Here is a 17,629-nt window from a genome sequence, read left to right on the forward strand (position 1 = left end):
GCACAGTTTATGAGTGAGATAGCACCAACCCTCCGCGCGCGTCTGTATCAAGAGATCGATCCGCGTGCGCGCAATATTGAGGGGCTGTCGAACTTCAATAAAGTGATCGTGTTGCTTGTGCTGGGTGCCACAGCGGTTGCGATTCTACGCACTGAACCCGCGCTTCAGCAAAAGTATGGGAGCGATTTTTTCTGGTTCGAAATGGTCGCCGGAACCGTCTTTGTTGTTGAGTTTCTGCTTCGTGTCTGGACCGCACCCGAAGAGGCAGGTGAAGGGACGGCTACACAGAAAAGGCTGAGATTCATCGCTTCGCCGCTCGCAATCCTCGACCTGTTTATCATTGCCTCGATATTCCTGCCGCTGATTTTCGAAAACTCTGCATTCCTGCGATTGCTCAGGGTGTTCCGGATCCTGGCACTTGCGCGGCTCACGCGCTTTTCTCGTGCGCTCAATATGATCATCCTCTCAGTCTATGAGCGGCGCTATGATCTGCTGATCACACTTGGCATTGCCTGCTTTTTGATCCTTGGCGGTGCGACGGCGCTGTATTGGCTGGAGGGGTCAGTTCAGCCAGAAGAATTCGGGTCGATCCCGCGTGCGCTCTGGTGGGCGGTCATCACGCTGACGACGGTTGGCTATGGTGATGTCTCGCCGCTAACGCCCGAAGGCAAGATTGTTGCCGGAGCAGTGGCATTGGCGGGGATTGCATTGGTCGCGCTGCCCACCGGTATTCTGGCGGCCGCATTTAGCGATGGCATGCAGCGCCAGCGTGAGGCATTGCGGGAGGCATGCGAAGATGAGGATCCTGAAACGCCATCATGACACATTTCCGATGACCCCCACCAGATGATTCCTAGACAATGACAAAAGATCAGATCTTTGAATTTTTTCGCCGACTGGCCGAGGATAATCCCGAGCCGGAAACCGAGCTGGAATATGGCAACGCCTATCAGCTGGTGGTGGCTGTTGCCTTGTCTGCTCAGGCAACCGATGTCGGGGTGAACAAGGCGACGCGCGCGCTTTTTACGAAGGTCAAAACGCCGCAGCAAATGCTCGACCTCGGGCTGGAGGGGCTGATCGGCCACATCAAAACCATCGGATTGTTCAACTCCAAGGCGAAGAATGTCATCGCATTGAGCCAGCTGCTGATTGATGAGTATGGCAGCGAGGTTCCTGACATACGCGAGGATCTGGTGCGGCTGCCCGGCGTGGGGCGAAAAACCGCCAATGTCGTGCTCAATTGCTGGTTCAAGCAGGAAACCTTTGCGGTCGACACGCATATTCTGCGCGTCGGCAACCGCACAGGCCTGGCCAAGGGAAAGACGCCTGAGCAGGTTGAGGCAAAGCTTGAAAAACGCGTGCCTCAGCCCTTTCGCCTGCACGCGCACCACTGGCTGATCCTGCATGGCCGCTATGTCTGCAAAGCGAGAACGCCGGAATGCTGGCGTTGCCAGCTGACCGATCTGTGCAGCTTCAGGAAGAAAGTGCTGGAGGCGCCCAAGGGCCGATAACATCCTGCCACGCTCTTGGCCCACAATGATACGCCGGGTCATTATATTGACCAAAAATCGCACTGAAATATACGGTGCAGCTGCTCGAGGAGGGGCGATACGCGCGAAATGACACAGGGCGAACTCATCAAGCCATTGCATGGTCTGCGCGGCATGGCCGCCATGACCGTAGTGGTCGGCCATTATGGCTTTCCCGGCTCCACCGGGCTGGGCGTCGTATTGTTCTTCGTGCTGAGCGGATTTTTGATGGGCAAACTGTATTTGCCCAAGCAGTTCGATGCGCGGTCTGTCTGGCTTTACATCAGCGCTCGGTTTGCGCGTGTATATCCCTTATTTGCATTTGTCGTAGTCGCGACAGCTCTGATCAATATTGCGATACCCGAAGCCAATATTTTCGAGCTGAAAACCTGGCAGGTGGATGATCACTTGCTGCTATACGGCTCGAACATGACGATCTGGACGATCTGCGTCGAGTTTCAGTTCTATTTCCTGTTTGTGCTTTTCTGGTGGCTCACCAGCAAAGTCGGACACAGCCGATGGCTGGCCGCAGGCACGTTTGCCGCTGGCCTGATATGGGCAACGCTGACCTTCGAAAACAACGATTTCATCAATATCTTTGGCTACATTCAGGTCTTCGCGCTGGGAATTTTCATCGCGCTGGTGACTGACGACGTCAGCACAATGAACAAGAAATGGGCGCATGTGGCGCTCTTGGCTGCCCTGGCGATGTATGGTGTGGTCTACATCGTTGCCGCGCAATACGGCATCTATCGCGAGATTTACATTAACCCATGGGCGCTGATCGCCTGCGCGGGTATCGTGCTTGCCTCCATGGCGGCGGGCGATTGCTGGGCCAACCGCATGCTCAGTGTGCCGGTGGCTGTTTGGCTCGGCGAAGTATCATTTGGTATGTATCTGTTGCATCGCCCGGTTCAGGTGCTGACCAACAAGATATACCTGACCGAGCTACCCACCATGTTCGAGCTACCCCTACGGTTCGCCATCCTGTTCGCGGTGTCGCATCTGGCGTTGATCCTGCTTGAGCGCCCATGTCGTTCAGCGCTTCGAAAATGGGGCGAGAAGCTGGTCGAGCCGACGCCCGCCAGCCAGCGGTAAGAGGGATCACGACTTCTTCCGCGTGGAAGAAATCAGCGGTTCAGGAGCGATCGTGATATTGTGGCTGGTCTGAAGGAGACCCACCATGCGTAACACCATTCTGCCAATCCTGCCTTGTCTGGCAATCGCCTGCGCCCCAACAGAGGAGCCGCGCGAGTTTGTGAGCAAGGCCCCTGCGGCGAGCGTGGTGGGGGAACCGGAAACCTGCATCTCGGCATCGCGCATCCGATCCTCGGTCGTTCACGACAAGCGCACGATCGACTTTACCGTGACCGGCGGAACAACTTACCGCAACACATTGCCGCGCAATTGCCCCTCACTCGATGTGCATGAAGCAATCACGTATGATGTGCGCGGCGACCAGCTTTGCTCGCCGCAGATTGTTTATGTGCTGGAGAATTTTGGCGGATCGATCAGGCGCGGCGCAGGCTGCGGCCTCGGCAAATTTGTGCCGATTGAGTATGTCGACCGCGATAAGGATATGATGGCGGAGTGACCTGATCTGATTGGGACACCGATCTGCACAGCTTTAGAAAAGTGCTGAAGGCGCCAAGGGGGCGATGGTCGATTAGAAATTATATGATCCTGAGTCGCTCGAACCATCGAAGAAAACCTCGCTAACGTTCACTGTGCGACCTTCGAGCTCGAAGGTAAGTTTTGATCCACGCCCGGACCAAGCGCCCGGCCCAGTTCCTGGTCCACCCTCGTTTATCATGCGAGTCCTAATTAGGTTGCCTTCAATCATACAGTCGTATTCGAATGAACGACCATCATCTCTCGTATAAGCAAGGCGAACAAGGTCGCTCTGAAAAGTTGCAGTCATGTCTTTTGGGTCTCGGCCAACCGAGTGACCATGTCCGGCACGGCAAATGCGCACACGGTCTTCATCTTGCAGGTCTGGGAGCTTAACCATGTCCGAGTCTGCTAATGACACTGAGTCTTCACTGGTGGGGTATTGATGACCTTCGCCCTCTGGTTGCCCGCAGGAGACCAGCACAGTTGCAGCAAGAATAATCGTCGCTTTTCGCATCGTTCATGCCCCTAAACATCATCCGCGCTGATCATTTCGGCCCGGTCGATTTCGCCGGTCATGCTTGCCACGGTCGTCGCGACCGCCGCATCACCTGAAACATTCGTTGTTGTACGCATCATATCCATGATCCGGTCAACGCCCGCGACAAACGCAATCGTTTCCAGCGGAACGCCAACCGCGCCAAACACCAGCGCCATCATGATGAGTCCCGCCCCCGGAATGCCCGCTGCGCCAATCGCACCCAGCGTCGCTAGAATCGAGATCAGGAAGTACTGCCCCCAAGTCAGGTCAACGCCGAAAATGCTCGCACCAAACAGCGTCGCAAGGCCGAGATACATCGCGGTGCCGTTCATATTGATCGTCGCGCCGAGGCTGACCACAAAACTCGCCACCGAATTGCTGACGCCCAGATTGCGCCGCACACAGCGCAAGGTGACCGGCAGGGTCGCATTGGAGCTGGCGGTGGAATAGCTGACCGCAATCGCATCCACGATACCGCGGAAATAATCGATCACCGGTAGCTTCGCGATCAGCTTTATCATCGCCGAATACATCACGCCGATAATTAGCAGGCAGCCCGCATAATTGAGGACGACCAGCCAGCTCAAAGCCTTTAATGCATCAACGCCCAGCGTGCCCGCCACCCATGCCATCAGCGCGAAGACGCCAAACGGGGTCAGCTCCATCACGATCATCGTGACCTTCTGCATGATGACCGCGCCGCTATCGAAAATCTTCTGAACCGGCTCGCCCTCTTCCTTGGCCATCAAGATGCCAATGCCGATCAGCATGGAGAAGACGATGAGCGGCAACACCGCCACGTCTGCCATCACCTGCACCGGGCTTTCCGGGACGATGGAGAGGATCATATCAACGGCGGTGGTTTCATTGGGTTCGGGCGTGGCGACTTCCGGCGTGCCGAGCTCTTCCTTGCTCGGGAACAGACCAAGATTGACCGCGCCAGTGCCCAGCGCGAGCCCGAGCCATACCGCGATTTGCCCGCTGACAAGGAACAGGATCATCGCCCGGCCGCCCACTGCACCGAGCTTGCGCAGATCGCCAATTGCCGCGACGCCGGACACAAGGCTGAAAAAGATCAGCGGTACAACCAGCATCTTGATCGACTTGATAAAGAAGTCGCCAATCCACTTGATGCTTTCCGCCTCTGGTCCCCAATAGAGGCCCAGCGCCACACCCAGGATCAATGCCCCGATCACCCGCTGCCAAAGCGGAATGGCAAACCATTTACTCAGCATCAAATCCCTCTCAAAGCTTCAGCGAAGCTTTCGCCACGCTGGAATAGATGCGCGCCAACCGATCGAGATCATCGATCGCCACCGCCTCATCGCGTTTATGCATGGTCGCATTGCAAAGGCCAAACTCAATCACCGGGCACACCGCACGCAGGAACCGTGCATCGGATGTGCCGCCGGTTGTTGACCGCTCTGGCTCAAGCCCAGTTTCTGCGGTGATCGCCGCCGCGATGATGTCGGAGAATTCGCCAGGAGGCGTGAGGAAAGGCTCACCCGAAATGATCGGCTTGGCTGTGCCCCCATGCCGTTCGGCAATCGCAATCACGCGATCGGACAGCGATTGCCCCGTATGCAGATCATTAAAGCGGATCGAAATGCGCGCCTCGGCCCGTGCGGGGATCACATTGTGCGCCGCGTTCACCGCTTCGATATGCGTGATCTCCAGATTGGAGGGCTGAAACCATTCGGTACCGGTGTCGAGTGTTAGCGCGTCCAGTTCAGCCAGAATTGCGGTGAGCTTCGGAAGTGGATTATCGGCCAGATGCGGGTAAGCGACATGCCCCTGCGTCCCCTCAACCTCCAGCCAGATATTGACCGAGCCGCGCCGCCCAATCTTCATCATATCGCCCAGTTGATTGACGCTGGTGGGTTCACCGACAAGGCACAAATCGGGCTGAATGTCCTGTTCGCGCATATAATCGATCAGCGCTCGCGTGCCGAACAGCGCTGGGCCCTCTTCATCGCCCGTGATGATAAAACTGATCGTGCCCGCATCAGCTGGCACATCGGCGACCGCTGCAACCATACTCGCAATAGAGCCCTTCATATCGACCGCGCCGCGACCATAGAGCAGCTCGCCGCGTTCTTCTGGCTCGAACGCATCGCTGGTCCAGCCTGCGCCGGGCGGGACAACATCAAGATGGCCCGCAAAGGCAAGGTGCTTTGATCCCTCTGGTCCGCGCCGAATAGCAAACAGGTTCTCAACCGGGGCCTCTGGCGTGCCTTCCGCGCCGTCGCCAGCCACAAAGCGATGCACGTCGAAGCCTAGCGGCGTCAGCATCGCTTCCATTGCGTCAAACACCGCGCCGGTCGCGGGCGTGACGCTGGGCGCAGCAATCAGCTGTTTAGCAAGCGAAAGAGTGTCAGTCATTTCCGCCTCACCCATTCTGAGGAGTGACCTCATATTGCTCTATCACCCATTCCTCTTCCTCAGAGGCTTTGACCCATTCCTGCATCCAGTCATGTTCCCAGATGGCCTGCATGTACGCGGCGGCGAAGCCCGGCACTGCAACCTGATAGCTGATCAGGCGGCTGACCACCGGGGCATAGAAAATGTCCGCCGCACCGAATGTGCCGAACAGAAATGGTCCGCCTGAACCAAAGCGAGAGCGTGCCTCTGCCCACAGGCCGAGCACACGCACAATGTCTTCCTGACACGCGGGCGACAGCTTTGCGCCTTCAAACTTGCGGCGGATATTCATAGGGCATTCGCTGCGCAGCGCCGCATAAGAGCTGTGCATTTCGGCCACCATGGACCGGGCCATGCCGCGCGCGGTTGCATCCTTGGGCCAATAGCGATCCCGCCCAACCCGGTCCGCAAAATATTCCATGATCGCGAGGCTATCCCAAACGACATTGTCGCCGTCCCACAGGATAGGAACCTTGCCGAAACTGGGCTGGAGGTTCTCGGTCTCGCGCCGCTCATCCCAATGCTCGCCAAACAGCGGGGTGATGATCTCTTCAAAGCCAACGCCCGACTGTTTTGCGGCAAGCCAGCCGCGCAAAGACCAGCTGGAATAGTTCTTGTTACCGATAATGAGCTTCATGTGAGCGATCCACCTTTCACCTGTCATTCGCGCAGTAGGTGTTCACAGTTACGCTGTCGAGGCTGAACAAGGTGCTTTTCAGGGTCATGGTGGTTTTCGGGTCTTGATAGCGCTGATATGTAAGAACCCATGACACTGCGCCCGTTCCACCTCGCTTTTCCTGTTCATGACCTTGACGAGGCACGCGCGTTTTACGGCGGCGTGATGGGCTGCGCAGAAGGGCGTAGTTCAGATCAATGGATCGATTTTGATTTTCGCGGGCATCAGATTGTGGCGCATCTCGCACCGGAGCGCTCGCAAGACACCGCCAGCAATCATGTTGACGGACATGGCGTACCTGTGCCGCATTTCGGCATCGTGCTGACTATGGAGGATTGGAAGGCGCTGGCGGATCGGCTCCGCGATGCGGGGACGGAGTTTGTGATGGAGCCAACAGTGCGCTTCAAAGGCAAACCGGGCGAGCAGGCCACGATGTTCTTCCGCGACCCCAGCGGCAACGCAATCGAGATGAAAGCCTTTGCCGATGATGGGATGATTTTTGCGAATTAGCGCGAAGAAATTTCGCCTAGACCCGGATTGCAGGCATTCTCAATGGCACATATAATTCGATGGTACGGTTGTAACCGTGGCCTACCGTAACCACTTAAGACTAAGCTACCAGTCGCAATCGACGGTCTCCGCTTCCACGATCGGGAGCCCTTTCCTTCAGTTCCGCCTCTTAGTCGCAGCCGGGTCACTTCTGGCGCGCTGCACACTCGTTCGAAGGAATGACACATGACACATTATGGCAAAATCAAGAGTTACGACAGCAGCATGGGCACTGGCTCGATCACCCCAGAGAAGGGCGGCGACGCAATCCGATTCAAGAAGGCGGACCTACAGCAGGAAGGTCAAGTGCCGAAAATCGATCAGCGTTTCAGTTATGAAACCAGCGAGGTCGACGGCGGCAAGAAGAGCGCCGTGAAGTTGCAGCACCAGCAGGGCGACGGCCAGAATCAGAAAGAACAAGCCAGCAATCAGCAAGGCTAACGCCCACAGCAAGGCCGGGGGTTTCAATGCTCCCGGCTCCCGCTCAATCCCTCTCGCAAGGATTTTCCTATGCCGATGAATCAGTTTCTTTTCGATCACCAGCTTGCGGCGATGAAGGTCGACCGCTCGGGTTCGACTGAAGAGCGCAAGGAGGCCGTCGATCTGCTGGGACGGCGCGCGAAGCGGATTGCAGAGTGGCGGCAGGCGAATGGCCTGTGCAGTCTGGGCTGGCCGCGTGACACGCGTCACCCCGATCATATCGGTGCATGACGTGAGAATTGTGCCAACAGCAGCAACTCCCGAGCAACCTGGAACCAGCGAATGGGAAAGTGAAAGCGGCTCTTTGAAACCGGATCCTCCAGCCTTGCTTCCGGAAGGGATCACCGCTGTAACCTCGGTCCACTATAAAGTCGGACCATATTCATACTCCGGGCTTGACGACGCCTTGGCAGAACTTGGCCGCCAGTCAGGTAAGTGAGAGTCGTACCAGAAGCGCCATTGGCGATGGACAGCGGCGTTCATTTTCGAACCGCGTCGCAAAAAATCACATGTATGTATATAGCTCAGAGTGTCCGCTTTCGATCCAAAGATTTCACCTGTGCCATTCACTCCAACCTTAGCGCATCCTTCATCACAGCTGCGCGGAGTTCGCCGATGCCCATGCCCTTTTCCGCGCTAGTCACGTGGATTTCAGGAAAGGCAGCGGGGTGCTTGCGGGCTTCTTCGGTGACCTTCGCGAGCGTCTTCTCCAGCTCGCTGGCCTTGATCTTGTCAGCTTTGGTCAGGACCACGCGGTAGCTCGCCGCAGCCTCATCAAGCATGGTCATCATCTCGCGGTCGACATCTTTCAGCCCATGGCGGCTATCGACCAGAACCAGCGTCCGCTCCAGCACTGCGCGCCCGCGAAGGTACGTCTTCACCAGGTTCTTCCAGCGCTCGACCACCTTCACTGGCGCCTTGGCGAAGCCATAACCGGGCATATCGACCAGCCGGAACTGGGTCGGGTCGCCAACCTCGAAGAAATTCAGCTCCTGCGTGCGGCCCGGCGTCACTGATGTGCGCGCAATTGCGCGGCGCTTGGTCAGCGCGTTCAATAGCGAGCTCTTGCCGACATTGGAGCGCCCACAAAAGGCGATCTCGGGATAGTCCGGCTCTGGCAGGAACTTCAGCTGCGGCGCGGAGAGCAGAAACTCCACGCGGTCGGAGAACAGCCGATTGGCGCGCGTACTCATCCGTCCGCTTTCGCAGCTTCTGCCGCTTTAACCTTCTCCGCCTTCTCTTTCTCCATCGCTGCCTTCAGCTGCGGATGTTTGGAGTAGAGATATTTCTGCTGCGCCAGTGTCAGGATGTTGCTGACGTTCCAGTAGACCAGCAGACCAGCGGCAAACGGTGCCATCACGAACATCAGTACCCATGGCATGATGTTGAAAATCTGTTGTTGCACGGGGTCCATTGCGCTGGGGTTCAGCTTGAAGGTCAGCCACATCGTCACACCCAGACCAACTGCCAGCACACCGATGCCAAGGAAGCTTGGCGGATCGAATGGCAGCAGGCCAAACAGATTGAGGATCTTTGCCGGATCTGGCGCGGACAAGTCACTGACCCACAAGAATGGGCGATGACGCATCTCAATCGCAAGGTAGAGCACCTTGTACAGCGCGAAGAAGATCGGGATCTGCACGATCAGCGGCAGACAACCCGCCAGCGGATTGACGCCCTCTTCCTTGAAGAGCTTCTGCATCTCCTGCTGGGCTTTCAGCTTGTCGTCTTTGTGCTTGTCTTGAATCTCTTTCATGCGCGGCTGAACCGCTTTCATGCCAGCCATGGAGGCAAATTGTTTTTGCGCAATGGGGAAGAGGAGCCCGCGAACAACAACCGTCAGCAGGATGATTGCAACCCCGAAATTGCCGACGAAATCATAAAACTGATTGAGCAGCCACAGCATCGGCTTTTCAAACCAGCGGAACCAACCCCAATCGATGGCCAGGCCGAATTTGGCGATCCCGCCGTCCTCATACGTATCGAGGAGCGCGCTTTCCTTCGCCCCAACGAACAACTGAGTCGTGCGCGTGACCGCCTGGCCTGATGGAATCGTGATCGGCTCGTAAATCACGTCGGAGCGGAACTGTTCATTGCCCAACGAACGGAAGTCTGTGCTCGCCGCTGCGCCCTTTTCAGGCACCAGAGCGGACAACCAATAGGTATCAGTGAAGCCAAGCCAAGCCGCGGCACCATCTGGCGTTACCGTGCCAGCTTCCTCCACATCGTCGTAATCGTAATCGTAATTCGCCGCATCGCCGAACACGCCCATCGGGCCGGAATGCGCGATCCACTGATCAACGGTCGCATTGCGCGAGGATCGGCTGATAGTCGCAAATGGTTGCGCCACCGCTGCGCCGTCGCCGGTGTTGGCAACGCGCTGCTCAGCGGTCAGCATGTATTGGTCATCGATCGACAGCGTCACACTGGTTGTGATGCCATCGGCACCTGCGCGAGTAAGTGTGACCGGGTTTTCCGGTGTCAACGTTTCGGCGTTTGCCTGCCAAGCGCCACCCTCTTGCCGCGTGCCATTCAGCAGAAATCCGAACTCGGCAAAGTGCTGCTCCGGCGTGCCTTGCGGCGCGAACAGACGCACCTGTCCGCTGTCATCATCAGTGGTCTCATTATAGTCGATAAGCTCGATATCATCGATTGCGCCAGTGGCCAGATTGATTGAGCCGGTCAGGCGCGGTGCCTCGATCCTCACACGCTCCGGGTTAGCCAGCGCGCTCGACAAGTCGACAGGCTCCTCGCCAGCGTTGGCTGCCCCAGCCAGCTCAGTCGCACCAGCAGCGGTCGCCGTCGTCGCGCCCTCAATGGCCGAATCTGTCGTTTGCTCCGCCGTCTGAGCACTCTGCGGTGGGGCCGGATAGAGATACCCCATCAAGGCATCCCACCCGATCAACAGGAGGAATGACAAAGCAACGGCAAGCAGAAGATTACGCTGATTTTGCAAGATAGATTTCCGTGATTTCGCTCGGATCCAAGTGGCGGATATAGGCAGGTGTATTAGGTAATCAAGACAGCTTGAGGCGATTACGGTACCGGATCGTGCCCATGCCCGCCCCAAGGGTGGCAGCGCAATATACGCTTCATCGCCAACCATCCACCCTTGATTGCACCATGTTTGTGGAGCGCCTCAATCGCATATTGGCTGCAGGATGGCGCGAACCGACATGTAGGCGGCAAAATACGGCTTGGGCCCCATTGCCATGCGCGGGCAATCCAGATCAGCGGGTACTTCATTTGATGGGCTTGTGCGCGGTGGGTTTACTGGGGCGTGATTGGCGGTTGCGTCGTCTTTTGTCGCCCTTCCCGTCAGCCGCACGGGCCAGAGCCTGGACCAAATCCTCTTGAAGCAGGGCAAAATCGCGCGTCAGCCCCGCATCACGCCCGATCAGCACATGATCGTGATCAGCCAATCCTTTCTTTGGAAGAGCATCACGCAACAGCTCACGGAAACGTCGCTTGATTCGGTTGCGAACCACGGCGTTACCAATCTTTTTGGTCACGGTTATGCCATAGCGTTTGCCAGAACCGCCGTTTGGCTGAGCCAGCAGGACAAAGCCCGGTCGCGCGACACGTAGCCCGCGATTCGCCGCGAGAAAATCAGCACGCTTGCGCATCACAGAGATCGGTTTGGTCATTGTCGCAACGGTAACGTGATATGCACGCGGAGTCTTTTTGTTTTCCGCAAACGCCTCCGCGCTTGCGATGTCCTCGCTCACACGATCAAAGATCGCGTCGCTGTGGGCGGCCAGTCGGCCTTGCGGTGCTTCGCACCGTTTCAACAAGTGCCAAACAAGAAACGGACTCCCATTGGGAGTCCGCAAGGGCAAGTGCCCGTCGCGCCCACTGGCGCGGAAGCCTAAGGCTGCGGACGCAGCCGCCGGCGCTTGAGGCTAAAAAACTACGCGCAGAGGTTCTTACGTACCGCGGTTGCGACGTGCACGTAGTACGTTACGGCCACCTGGCGTCGCTTTGCGAGCGAAGAAACCGTGACGGCGCTTACGCACCAGGTTGGAAGGCTGGAATGTCCGCTTCATCGGAATATCCTCAATAGTAAGTTCGCGAGCGCTTGTTCACCAAGACACTCTAACAAAAAAGGCCGCCTAATCAGGCGACCGCCAATTACGAAGCGCGCGCTTAAGCGAAGCCTCGCGATCAGTCAAGCAATTCACGCGCACTCACATCTGGCCGATCACGCCCGTAAAATCCGTTTCTGCATGAGCGAAATTTGGCAGAGCATCACCAAACCCATTCCATTGGCGCATTTCGCCAGCATTCATCCAGCGGGCACGATAATGCGGCACGGAATTGGTCATGGCGTAAAAATCGCGCGCTTGCGCCTCGTCCATGCCCATAGCGCGGTAATAGTCGAGATATTTGCGATTTTCCGGAGCAGTCATGGAGAAATCATCGGCTTCGCGCCCCTGATCATCCCGCCAGCTGTGCACCGCGAATTCCGCCCCGTCTTCAATCTGACGACGTGCCCCCGCGAGGAAAAGTTCAACTGCGCCCGAGCGCACCGAACCGATCGCCGGAACATATGTGTTGAGCCCCGCATCGCGAATCATGCGGCCAAGTTGCAGATTGGCGATGTCATCACGTGTGCCGGGACACTCAACCATATCAAGCTGCGTGATGCCGGGGAAATCGTGCTGAAGCTGCGCAAACCATTGGGGGCTATTCCGGTCCGTCTCTCCGATCAGCGCGATCCGCGTATCATCGATCACGCGGAACGGCCCGTAATCAGCGATACCATAGTTGTAATTGATCGCCCGGGTTTGAACGAGCCTTGCCGCTGGTCGCGGAGCAGGTGCAACCGTCGAATAGGTAACTGACGCATCATCAGCCTGCCACGTTGGAAGGTCGCTCGGCATCTCTAGAAAGAGAACCGGCCCGCCGCCAGAATAGTCAGGTGCGATGTGCATATCCTGCGCAGCAGCAGGCGCGGCGAAAACCGCACATCCAGCAATTAGCGCAAGAGAGCCATGACGAAACATGAGGCTTGGATTGCCAGCCTCGCCTTGCCAACCTCCAAAGACGCGTCCTTAAAAACGCGTAAATTTGGCGCGATCGCCCTTTGGATTTGTTTAATCTTGTATCGACACGGCCAAGTATTGCGGGCAAAGTTTGCAATATTCGTTCACACGCTATTGGGGGTATTGTGGTCGCACTGGTTCGCACCGTCGCTTATCTTGGGTTGGAGGCGCGCGCGGTCGAGGTGCAGTGCTCAATCGCCCCGGGCCTGCCCAAATTCAATATCGTCGGCCTGGCGGATAAGGCCGTGGGTGAAAGCAAGGAGCGCGTTCGCGCGGCCCTCGCCTCTATGGGGCTGGCCCTGCCGCCCAAGCGAGATCACGATAAACCTGTCACCTGCCGATTTGCCGAAAGAAGGATCGCATTACGATCTGCCTGTGGCGCTGGCTCTTTTGGCGGCGATGGGTGTGACCGATGCTGAGCAGCTTAACGATTGGATCGCGGTAGGCGAGCTCTCGCTCGACGCACGCATAGTCGGCTCACCGGGCGTGTTGCTTGCGGCCTTGCACGCAAGTGAGGCTGAGGCTGGGCTGATCTGTCCAGCTGAACAGGGAAGTGAGGCACAATGGGCAAGCGACGTCCCGATTTGTGCGGCACCCGATCTGGCCAGCCTGCTTAATCATCTTAAGGGGACGCAGCAATTGCCACCGCCGCCGAAAGGCAAAGTAGAGCAGGCTGCACCGGGGCCTGATCTAAAGCAGGTGCGCGGGCAAGAAACGGCTAAACGCGCGCTCGAGATAGCCGCAGCAGGCGGTCACAATATGCTGATGATTGGCCCTCCGGGTGCAGGCAAGTCTCTTCTCGCATCATGCCTGCCCGGTATTCTGCCTGAATTGACGCCGCCAGAGGCTCTTGAGGCCAGTATGGTGCAATCGGTTGCAGGCTTGCTCGAAGGGGGCGCGATCAGCCGCGCCCGCCCGTTTCGTGCGCCGCATCACTCCGCCTCAATGGCGGCGCTGACGGGCGGCGGATTAAGAGTGAAACCGGGCGAAGTCAGTCTGGCCCATTTGGGTGTGCTGTTTCTCGACGAGTTGCCAGAGTTCCAGCGGGCGGTTCTTGATTCGCTACGACAGCCGCTCGAAACGGGCACCGTCGATGTCGCTCGGGCAAATGCGCATGTGAGCTTTCCCGCCAATGTTCAACTGGTGGCAGCGATGAACCCGTGTCGCTGTGGTCACCTTGGCGACCCAGCCTTGGCGTGCAGCCGCGCCCCGCGCTGTGCAGCAGATTATCAGTCAAAGGTTTCGGGTCCGATGCTCGACCGGATTGATTTGCATGTTGAGGTTGATCCAGTAAGCGCCGCCGACCTTGCTCTGCCCCCAGCCGAGGAAGGAAGCCAAGAAGTCGCAGCCCGCGTACGGTGGGCCCGCGCGATTCAGTCAAGCCGCCAAGAGCACACCGGGGTGCGCACAAATGCAGACCTTGCGGGCGATGCGCTTGATGAGTTTGCCGCGCCTGATGAGGCTGGCCGTGCGTTATTAATGCAGGCAGCCGATACGATGCGCCTGAGTGCCCGCAGCTATACCAGGATGCTGAGAGTCGCCCGGACCATTGCGGATTTGGCGGAGGCGGAACAGGTTGGCAGGGTCCATATTGCCGAGGCGCTGAGTTATCGTAGGCAGCCGCCGCGCGCATAGTCAGGACGGGCGAGGGCAGCTCTTTGACGAGTGCCGCGTAACATCAATTTACGGATGTAAAATCGATGTTCCCGATATGGGACAGCGGCTCCAGCACGATGGAGCACGGCGTTAAAATATCCTATTCCGAAAATCACCGAAACAACCCTGAGTTGTTGTGCAGCGAGCTGGTCGTCTTGCTGATGCAAATTTGAGGCTCAGATCCACTTCAAGCTCTATTGGGGGCAACAATGAAAAAGACACTCGCTCTTACAGCGCTGGCAGGCGCTGCATCACTGGCAACCGCTGCGCCGGCGCAAGCCGAAATCCTGACATTCAACGCGTCAAATTACACCGGCGGTTCGCACGGACTTTGGACTAATCAGTTCAACGTTGGCTCTGACCGATACTATTCATTCCAGAACGACGTTCTGTTCGTGGTGGATACCGATACTGGAACCGGAACATTTACCGGTACCGCGATCAACGGTAGCGGCGCAGTTGCAACGCTCGATCTGTCTCTCAGCAATTTTCTTGAGACGACATTCGGCACGGCCTTCGCTTACAAGAAAGAAGGCGGCGCGGTTTATGATGCCGAGAATGACATCAATGATGTCGATTTCTTCTCTGGCATGTCTGGCACGATCACCATCGACGGTGACGTATTCAACATCAACGACCCTGCATTCGCTTCAAATACGCTGTTTCAATACGGCCTCGGCGCCAATGCGAAGAACGCGAATGAGTTTGGCGGTTCGTCATGGCTCAACGTCGAGGGGCAAAACGCTCACTGGGACATCAACTTCAATCTCACCGCTGTGCCAGAGCCCAGCACATGGTTGATGATGATCCTCGGCTTCGGTGCGGTTGCAGGCGCGATGCGGTCGAACAAGCGCCAGTCACGCATGCGGGTCGCTTACAACTGATCTGAAAAAATTGGCTAGTCCCGTTTCAATGGTCGGCGGGACTGGCCCATCTTTCCCGAAAGAGGGAAGCTAGACGCCCCGCTATCAAAAGCGGGGCGTTTTTGCGCGCTAGGTTAAACCTTCAAACAGGCGAGAGCCCTTAAGAGGTGTCCCGAAGTCAGCGGCGGCTGGAAAGGGAAACGACCTGTGCTTTGCCGTCTGCGTCGCCTGCAAGTTTGGCAATGCTGCCATCCTCGCGGATTCCCAGCTGGCTTTGATCGACCAGTCGTAGATCTTCATGCGTGAGCACGCGGCCATCATGTGCGCGAATAGAAATCGGCCCTAATGGCAGGCGATCTTGCTCATCGACCAGAACCGGGTTCTCAACGACCTCAGCGTCGTATTTCTCGCCCCATTGGCGCAGCGCCAGCATTGCTGGCAGCAGATCAAAACCTTTGGGCGTCAGACGATACTCAATCTTGCGCTTGTCCTCGGCCATCGGTTGCCGGGCGAGAATTTCGTGCTCGACCAATTTGGCGAGGCGGTTAGACAGGATGTTTCGCGCAATACCCAGCTCACTCAGAAACTCCTCAAAGTGATGCAGGCCATTGAAACTGGCGCGCAGGATCATGAAGCTCCAACGCTCGCCCATGACTTCCAACGCACTCGCAAGTCCGCAGTCGCTTAGCTCGCGCAGCGGCTCTCTAATATCGCCCATAACAGTCCTTTCCTGAAACCTTTGTAGCGCGAAAATCGCGATCTGCAAAAAAGTTTCAGTTTTTAGTTGCAACTGAAAACCTAATCACATAGGTAGCGATTCGCAACTGGTTGTTATTTGCAACTCAATTGCGACGAATGCAAGCCGATCTGAAATATCTGAAATACCTGCAACCCCATAGAAGGATAAACTAGATGACGATCTCTCTCCCCCGCATCACCCGCGTCTGGTCTCTAAGTGTCGCTGCACTTCTGACCGCGATGACCTTCACCACGGTACTCGCCCCGGCCCCAGCAGCCGCCAATGATCACAAGATCTTCTACAAGGCTGAACTCGCTCAGCCCGCTTCTGAAAAACGCGCAATTGCTGGCGGTGTTGCTTGGAGCTGCAAGGGCACAATGTGTGTCGCGGCGAAGGGCAACAGTCGCCCGATCCGTGTGTGCCGCGAGCTTCAGCGCGAGGTCGGCGAAATCGCTAGCTTCGCTGCCAAGGGCAAAATCCTCGCGGACGATAAGCTGGCCCGCTGCAACAGCTGAGCCACCAACACTCTTTCTGAAGCCCACCTCTCTCCATCAGGTGGCTCTCCTCAAAGCCTCCGGTTCCCCCACCGGAGGCTTTTTTCTTGAACGTAGTCGAAATGACTCAGCGCAGCAGATCGCGGCTTTGCAGGTCTTGGCGGAGCGTTTTTGCATCAGCAAAGTGGTGCCCATGCCAGCCACAATCGCGCGCCGCATCAATGTTGGCTACATTGTCATCAATGAACAGCATTGCTGATGGTTCATATCCAAAACGCTCGGCAGCCAGCGCGTAAATTTCCGGATCAGGCTTAACCAGGCATTCCTTACCGGATACGACGATATCCCGGAACAACTCAAAAATCGGCTGAGTCGGACAAAAAACATCCCAAAATTCCGCCCCGAAATTGGTGATCGCGAACAACGGCGTACCGCGTGCGTGCAGCTCGTGCACTATCTCTAGGCTCCCCGGAACAGGTCCAGGCACCGTCTCGTTGAACCGTGTCGCATACGCATCAATCACATCGGCATAGTCCGGGAATAGCGCTTTACGCTCAGGCACCATATCAATCAGTGGGCGTCCGGCATCGTGTTGAAAATGCCATTCCTCGGTGATCACGGTGTTGAGGACGAATTCCAGCTGATCCGCATCATCAATCAGCTTTTCAAATAATGCCCGCAATTGCCATTGGAACAATACCCGTCCTACATCGAATACCACTGCTTCGATTCTACTATCCATCATACCGATGCCACCAACTCACAAACAGAAAAGGCCCGCGCTTCCCATAAGAAGCCGGGCCGTTCTCACAAAAACCAGAAATCACGACCCGTAGCGAGTCGCCATAATCGCGCTAGCCCTGACGAGCCTTGAAACGACGATTGGTCTTGTTGATGACATATGTGCGCCCGCGGCGACGAATCACGCGGCAATCGCGGTGGCGATTTTTGAGCGATTTAAGGCTGTTGCGGATCTTCATGGTTATTCTCGCCCGATCAAAAGGGTTCTGTAAAAAAGTTTTCTG

21 protein-coding genes and 1 pseudogene are annotated in these 17,629 nt (G+C 56.9%); 10 read left to right on the plus strand and 12 right to left on the minus strand.

The features are described from left to right. Positions 1–9: 9 nt before the first annotated feature. The 4 genes from ACZ1GM_RS13935 (at position 10) to ACZ1GM_RS13950 (ending at position 3,123) form a co-directional block, all read left to right on the plus strand. A complete protein-coding gene (locus tag ACZ1GM_RS13935) occupies positions 10–822 on the plus strand; it encodes an ion transporter (protein ID WP_472676976.1) in 813 nt (270 codons plus the stop codon). A gap of 38 nt (positions 823–860) precedes the next feature. Continuing rightward, positions 861–1,511 carry an endonuclease III gene (nth, locus tag ACZ1GM_RS13940; protein WP_472676977.1) on the plus strand — a complete coding sequence of 217 codons (651 nt, stop codon included), beginning with the start codon at positions 861–863 and terminating at the stop codon, positions 1,509–1,511. A gap of 108 nt (positions 1,512–1,619) precedes the next feature. Beyond that, positions 1,620–2,627: an acyltransferase family protein gene (locus ACZ1GM_RS13945; RefSeq protein ID WP_472676978.1), complete on the plus strand. Its 1,008-nt coding sequence runs from the start codon at positions 1,620–1,622 to the stop codon at positions 2,625–2,627. 85 nt (positions 2,628–2,712) lie between these two features. Continuing rightward, complete coding sequence (locus tag ACZ1GM_RS13950; protein ID WP_472676979.1) at positions 2,713–3,123, plus strand: hypothetical protein; 411 nt, start codon at positions 2,713–2,715, stop codon at positions 3,121–3,123. A 545-nt stretch (positions 3,124–3,668) separates the two neighbouring features. Here ACZ1GM_RS13950 and ACZ1GM_RS13955 read toward each other — a convergent pair. The 3 genes from ACZ1GM_RS13955 to ACZ1GM_RS13965 are packed head-to-tail and all read right to left on the minus strand — an operon-like array spanning position 3,669 to position 6,739. After that, the gene (locus ACZ1GM_RS13955) at positions 3,669–4,916 is read right to left on the minus strand and encodes a dicarboxylate/amino acid:cation symporter (protein WP_472676980.1); all 1,248 of its coding nucleotides are present in this window, start codon (positions 4,914–4,916) and stop codon (positions 3,669–3,671) included. Positions 4,917–4,926: 10 nt separating this feature from the next. After that, a complete protein-coding gene (dapE, locus tag ACZ1GM_RS13960) occupies positions 4,927–6,063 on the minus strand; it encodes a succinyl-diaminopimelate desuccinylase (RefSeq protein WP_472676981.1) in 1,137 nt (378 codons plus the stop codon). 7 nt (positions 6,064–6,070) lie between these two features. Beyond that, positions 6,071–6,739 (minus strand): glutathione S-transferase family protein, encoded by a 669-nt coding sequence (locus tag ACZ1GM_RS13965; RefSeq protein ID WP_472676982.1) that lies wholly within the window; start codon positions 6,737–6,739, stop codon positions 6,071–6,073. A 129-nt stretch (positions 6,740–6,868) separates the two neighbouring features. Here ACZ1GM_RS13965 and ACZ1GM_RS13970 point away from each other — a divergent pair, with 129 nt between their 5' ends. The 3 genes from ACZ1GM_RS13970 (at position 6,869) to ACZ1GM_RS13980 (ending at position 8,038) form a co-directional block, all read left to right on the plus strand. Beyond that, positions 6,869–7,288, plus strand: coding sequence for a VOC family protein (locus tag ACZ1GM_RS13970; RefSeq protein WP_472676983.1), 420 nt, complete (start codon positions 6,869–6,871; stop codon positions 7,286–7,288). Positions 7,289–7,513: 225 nt separating this feature from the next. Continuing rightward, complete coding sequence (locus tag ACZ1GM_RS13975) at positions 7,514–7,768, plus strand: cold-shock protein (RefSeq protein WP_472676984.1); 255 nt, start codon at positions 7,514–7,516, stop codon at positions 7,766–7,768. 75 nt (positions 7,769–7,843) lie between these two features. After that, on the plus strand, positions 7,844–8,038 hold the full coding sequence (locus ACZ1GM_RS13980; RefSeq protein WP_472676985.1) for a hypothetical protein: 195 nt from the start codon (positions 7,844–7,846) through the stop codon (positions 8,036–8,038). Between the two features lie 335 nt (positions 8,039–8,373). On the opposite strand, the gene yihA is transcribed toward ACZ1GM_RS13980, so the two are convergent. The 6 genes from yihA to ACZ1GM_RS14010 all read right to left on the minus strand — a co-directional run bounded on the left by yihA (position 8,374) and on the right by ACZ1GM_RS14010 (position 12,813). Continuing rightward, entirely contained in the window at positions 8,374–9,000 is a 627-nt protein-coding gene (yihA, locus tag ACZ1GM_RS13985) for a ribosome biogenesis GTP-binding protein YihA/YsxC (protein WP_472676986.1), read from the minus strand. After that, positions 8,997–10,763 carry a membrane protein insertase YidC gene (gene yidC, locus ACZ1GM_RS13990; protein WP_472676987.1) on the minus strand — a complete coding sequence of 589 codons (1,767 nt, stop codon included), beginning with the start codon at positions 10,761–10,763 and terminating at the stop codon, positions 8,997–8,999. The genes yihA and yidC overlap by 4 nt, the downstream gene beginning before the upstream one ends. A gap of 80 nt (positions 10,764–10,843) precedes the next feature. Continuing rightward, positions 10,844–11,053, minus strand: coding sequence for a membrane protein insertion efficiency factor YidD (gene yidD / locus ACZ1GM_RS13995; RefSeq protein ID WP_472676988.1), 210 nt, complete (start codon positions 11,051–11,053; stop codon positions 10,844–10,846). Further along, entirely contained in the window at positions 11,050–11,454 is a 405-nt protein-coding gene (gene rnpA, locus ACZ1GM_RS14000) for a ribonuclease P protein component (protein ID WP_472678585.1), read from the minus strand. The genes yidD and rnpA overlap by 4 nt, the downstream gene beginning before the upstream one ends. 279 nt (positions 11,455–11,733) lie before the next feature. Further along, on the minus strand, positions 11,734–11,853 hold the full coding sequence (gene rpmH / locus ACZ1GM_RS14005; RefSeq protein WP_472676989.1) for a 50S ribosomal protein L34: 120 nt from the start codon (positions 11,851–11,853) through the stop codon (positions 11,734–11,736). Between the two features lie 141 nt (positions 11,854–11,994). Then, positions 11,995–12,813 (minus strand): alpha/beta hydrolase, encoded by an 819-nt coding sequence (locus ACZ1GM_RS14010; protein WP_472676990.1) that lies wholly within the window; start codon positions 12,811–12,813, stop codon positions 11,995–11,997. Positions 12,814–12,977: 164 nt separating this feature from the next. On the opposite strand from ACZ1GM_RS14010, the pseudogene ACZ1GM_RS14015 reads away from it, so the two are divergent. Both ACZ1GM_RS14015 and ACZ1GM_RS14020 read left to right on the plus strand, forming a co-directional pair. After that, positions 12,978–14,487: pseudogene (locus ACZ1GM_RS14015) on the plus strand (YifB family Mg chelatase-like AAA ATPase). 230 nt (positions 14,488–14,717) lie between these two features. Beyond that, complete coding sequence (locus ACZ1GM_RS14020; protein ID WP_472676991.1) at positions 14,718–15,392, plus strand: PEPxxWA-CTERM sorting domain-containing protein; 675 nt, start codon at positions 14,718–14,720, stop codon at positions 15,390–15,392. 157 nt (positions 15,393–15,549) lie between these two features. Here ACZ1GM_RS14020 and ACZ1GM_RS14025 read toward each other — a convergent pair whose 3' ends face one another. After that, positions 15,550–16,089, minus strand: coding sequence for a winged helix-turn-helix transcriptional regulator (locus ACZ1GM_RS14025; RefSeq protein WP_472676992.1), 540 nt, complete (start codon positions 16,087–16,089; stop codon positions 15,550–15,552). A gap of 194 nt (positions 16,090–16,283) precedes the next feature. On the opposite strand from ACZ1GM_RS14025, the gene ACZ1GM_RS14030 reads away from it, so the two are divergent. Next, positions 16,284–16,625, plus strand: coding sequence for a DUF8200 family protein (locus tag ACZ1GM_RS14030; protein WP_472676993.1), 342 nt, complete (start codon positions 16,284–16,286; stop codon positions 16,623–16,625). A gap of 106 nt (positions 16,626–16,731) precedes the next feature. Here the strand turns inward: ACZ1GM_RS14030 and ACZ1GM_RS14035 are convergent, their stop codons facing one another. Together ACZ1GM_RS14035 and ykgO are read right to left on the minus strand one after the other, a co-directional pair. Next, a complete protein-coding gene (locus tag ACZ1GM_RS14035; RefSeq protein WP_472678586.1) occupies positions 16,732–17,346 on the minus strand; it encodes an HAD family hydrolase in 615 nt (204 codons plus the stop codon). Between the two features lie 112 nt (positions 17,347–17,458). Further along, a complete protein-coding gene (gene ykgO / locus ACZ1GM_RS14040) occupies positions 17,459–17,584 on the minus strand; it encodes a type B 50S ribosomal protein L36 (RefSeq protein ID WP_007165381.1) in 126 nt (41 codons plus the stop codon). Between the last annotated feature and the right edge of the window lie 45 nt (positions 17,585–17,629).

The organism is Qipengyuania sp. JB2-7 (assembly GCF_055693485.1).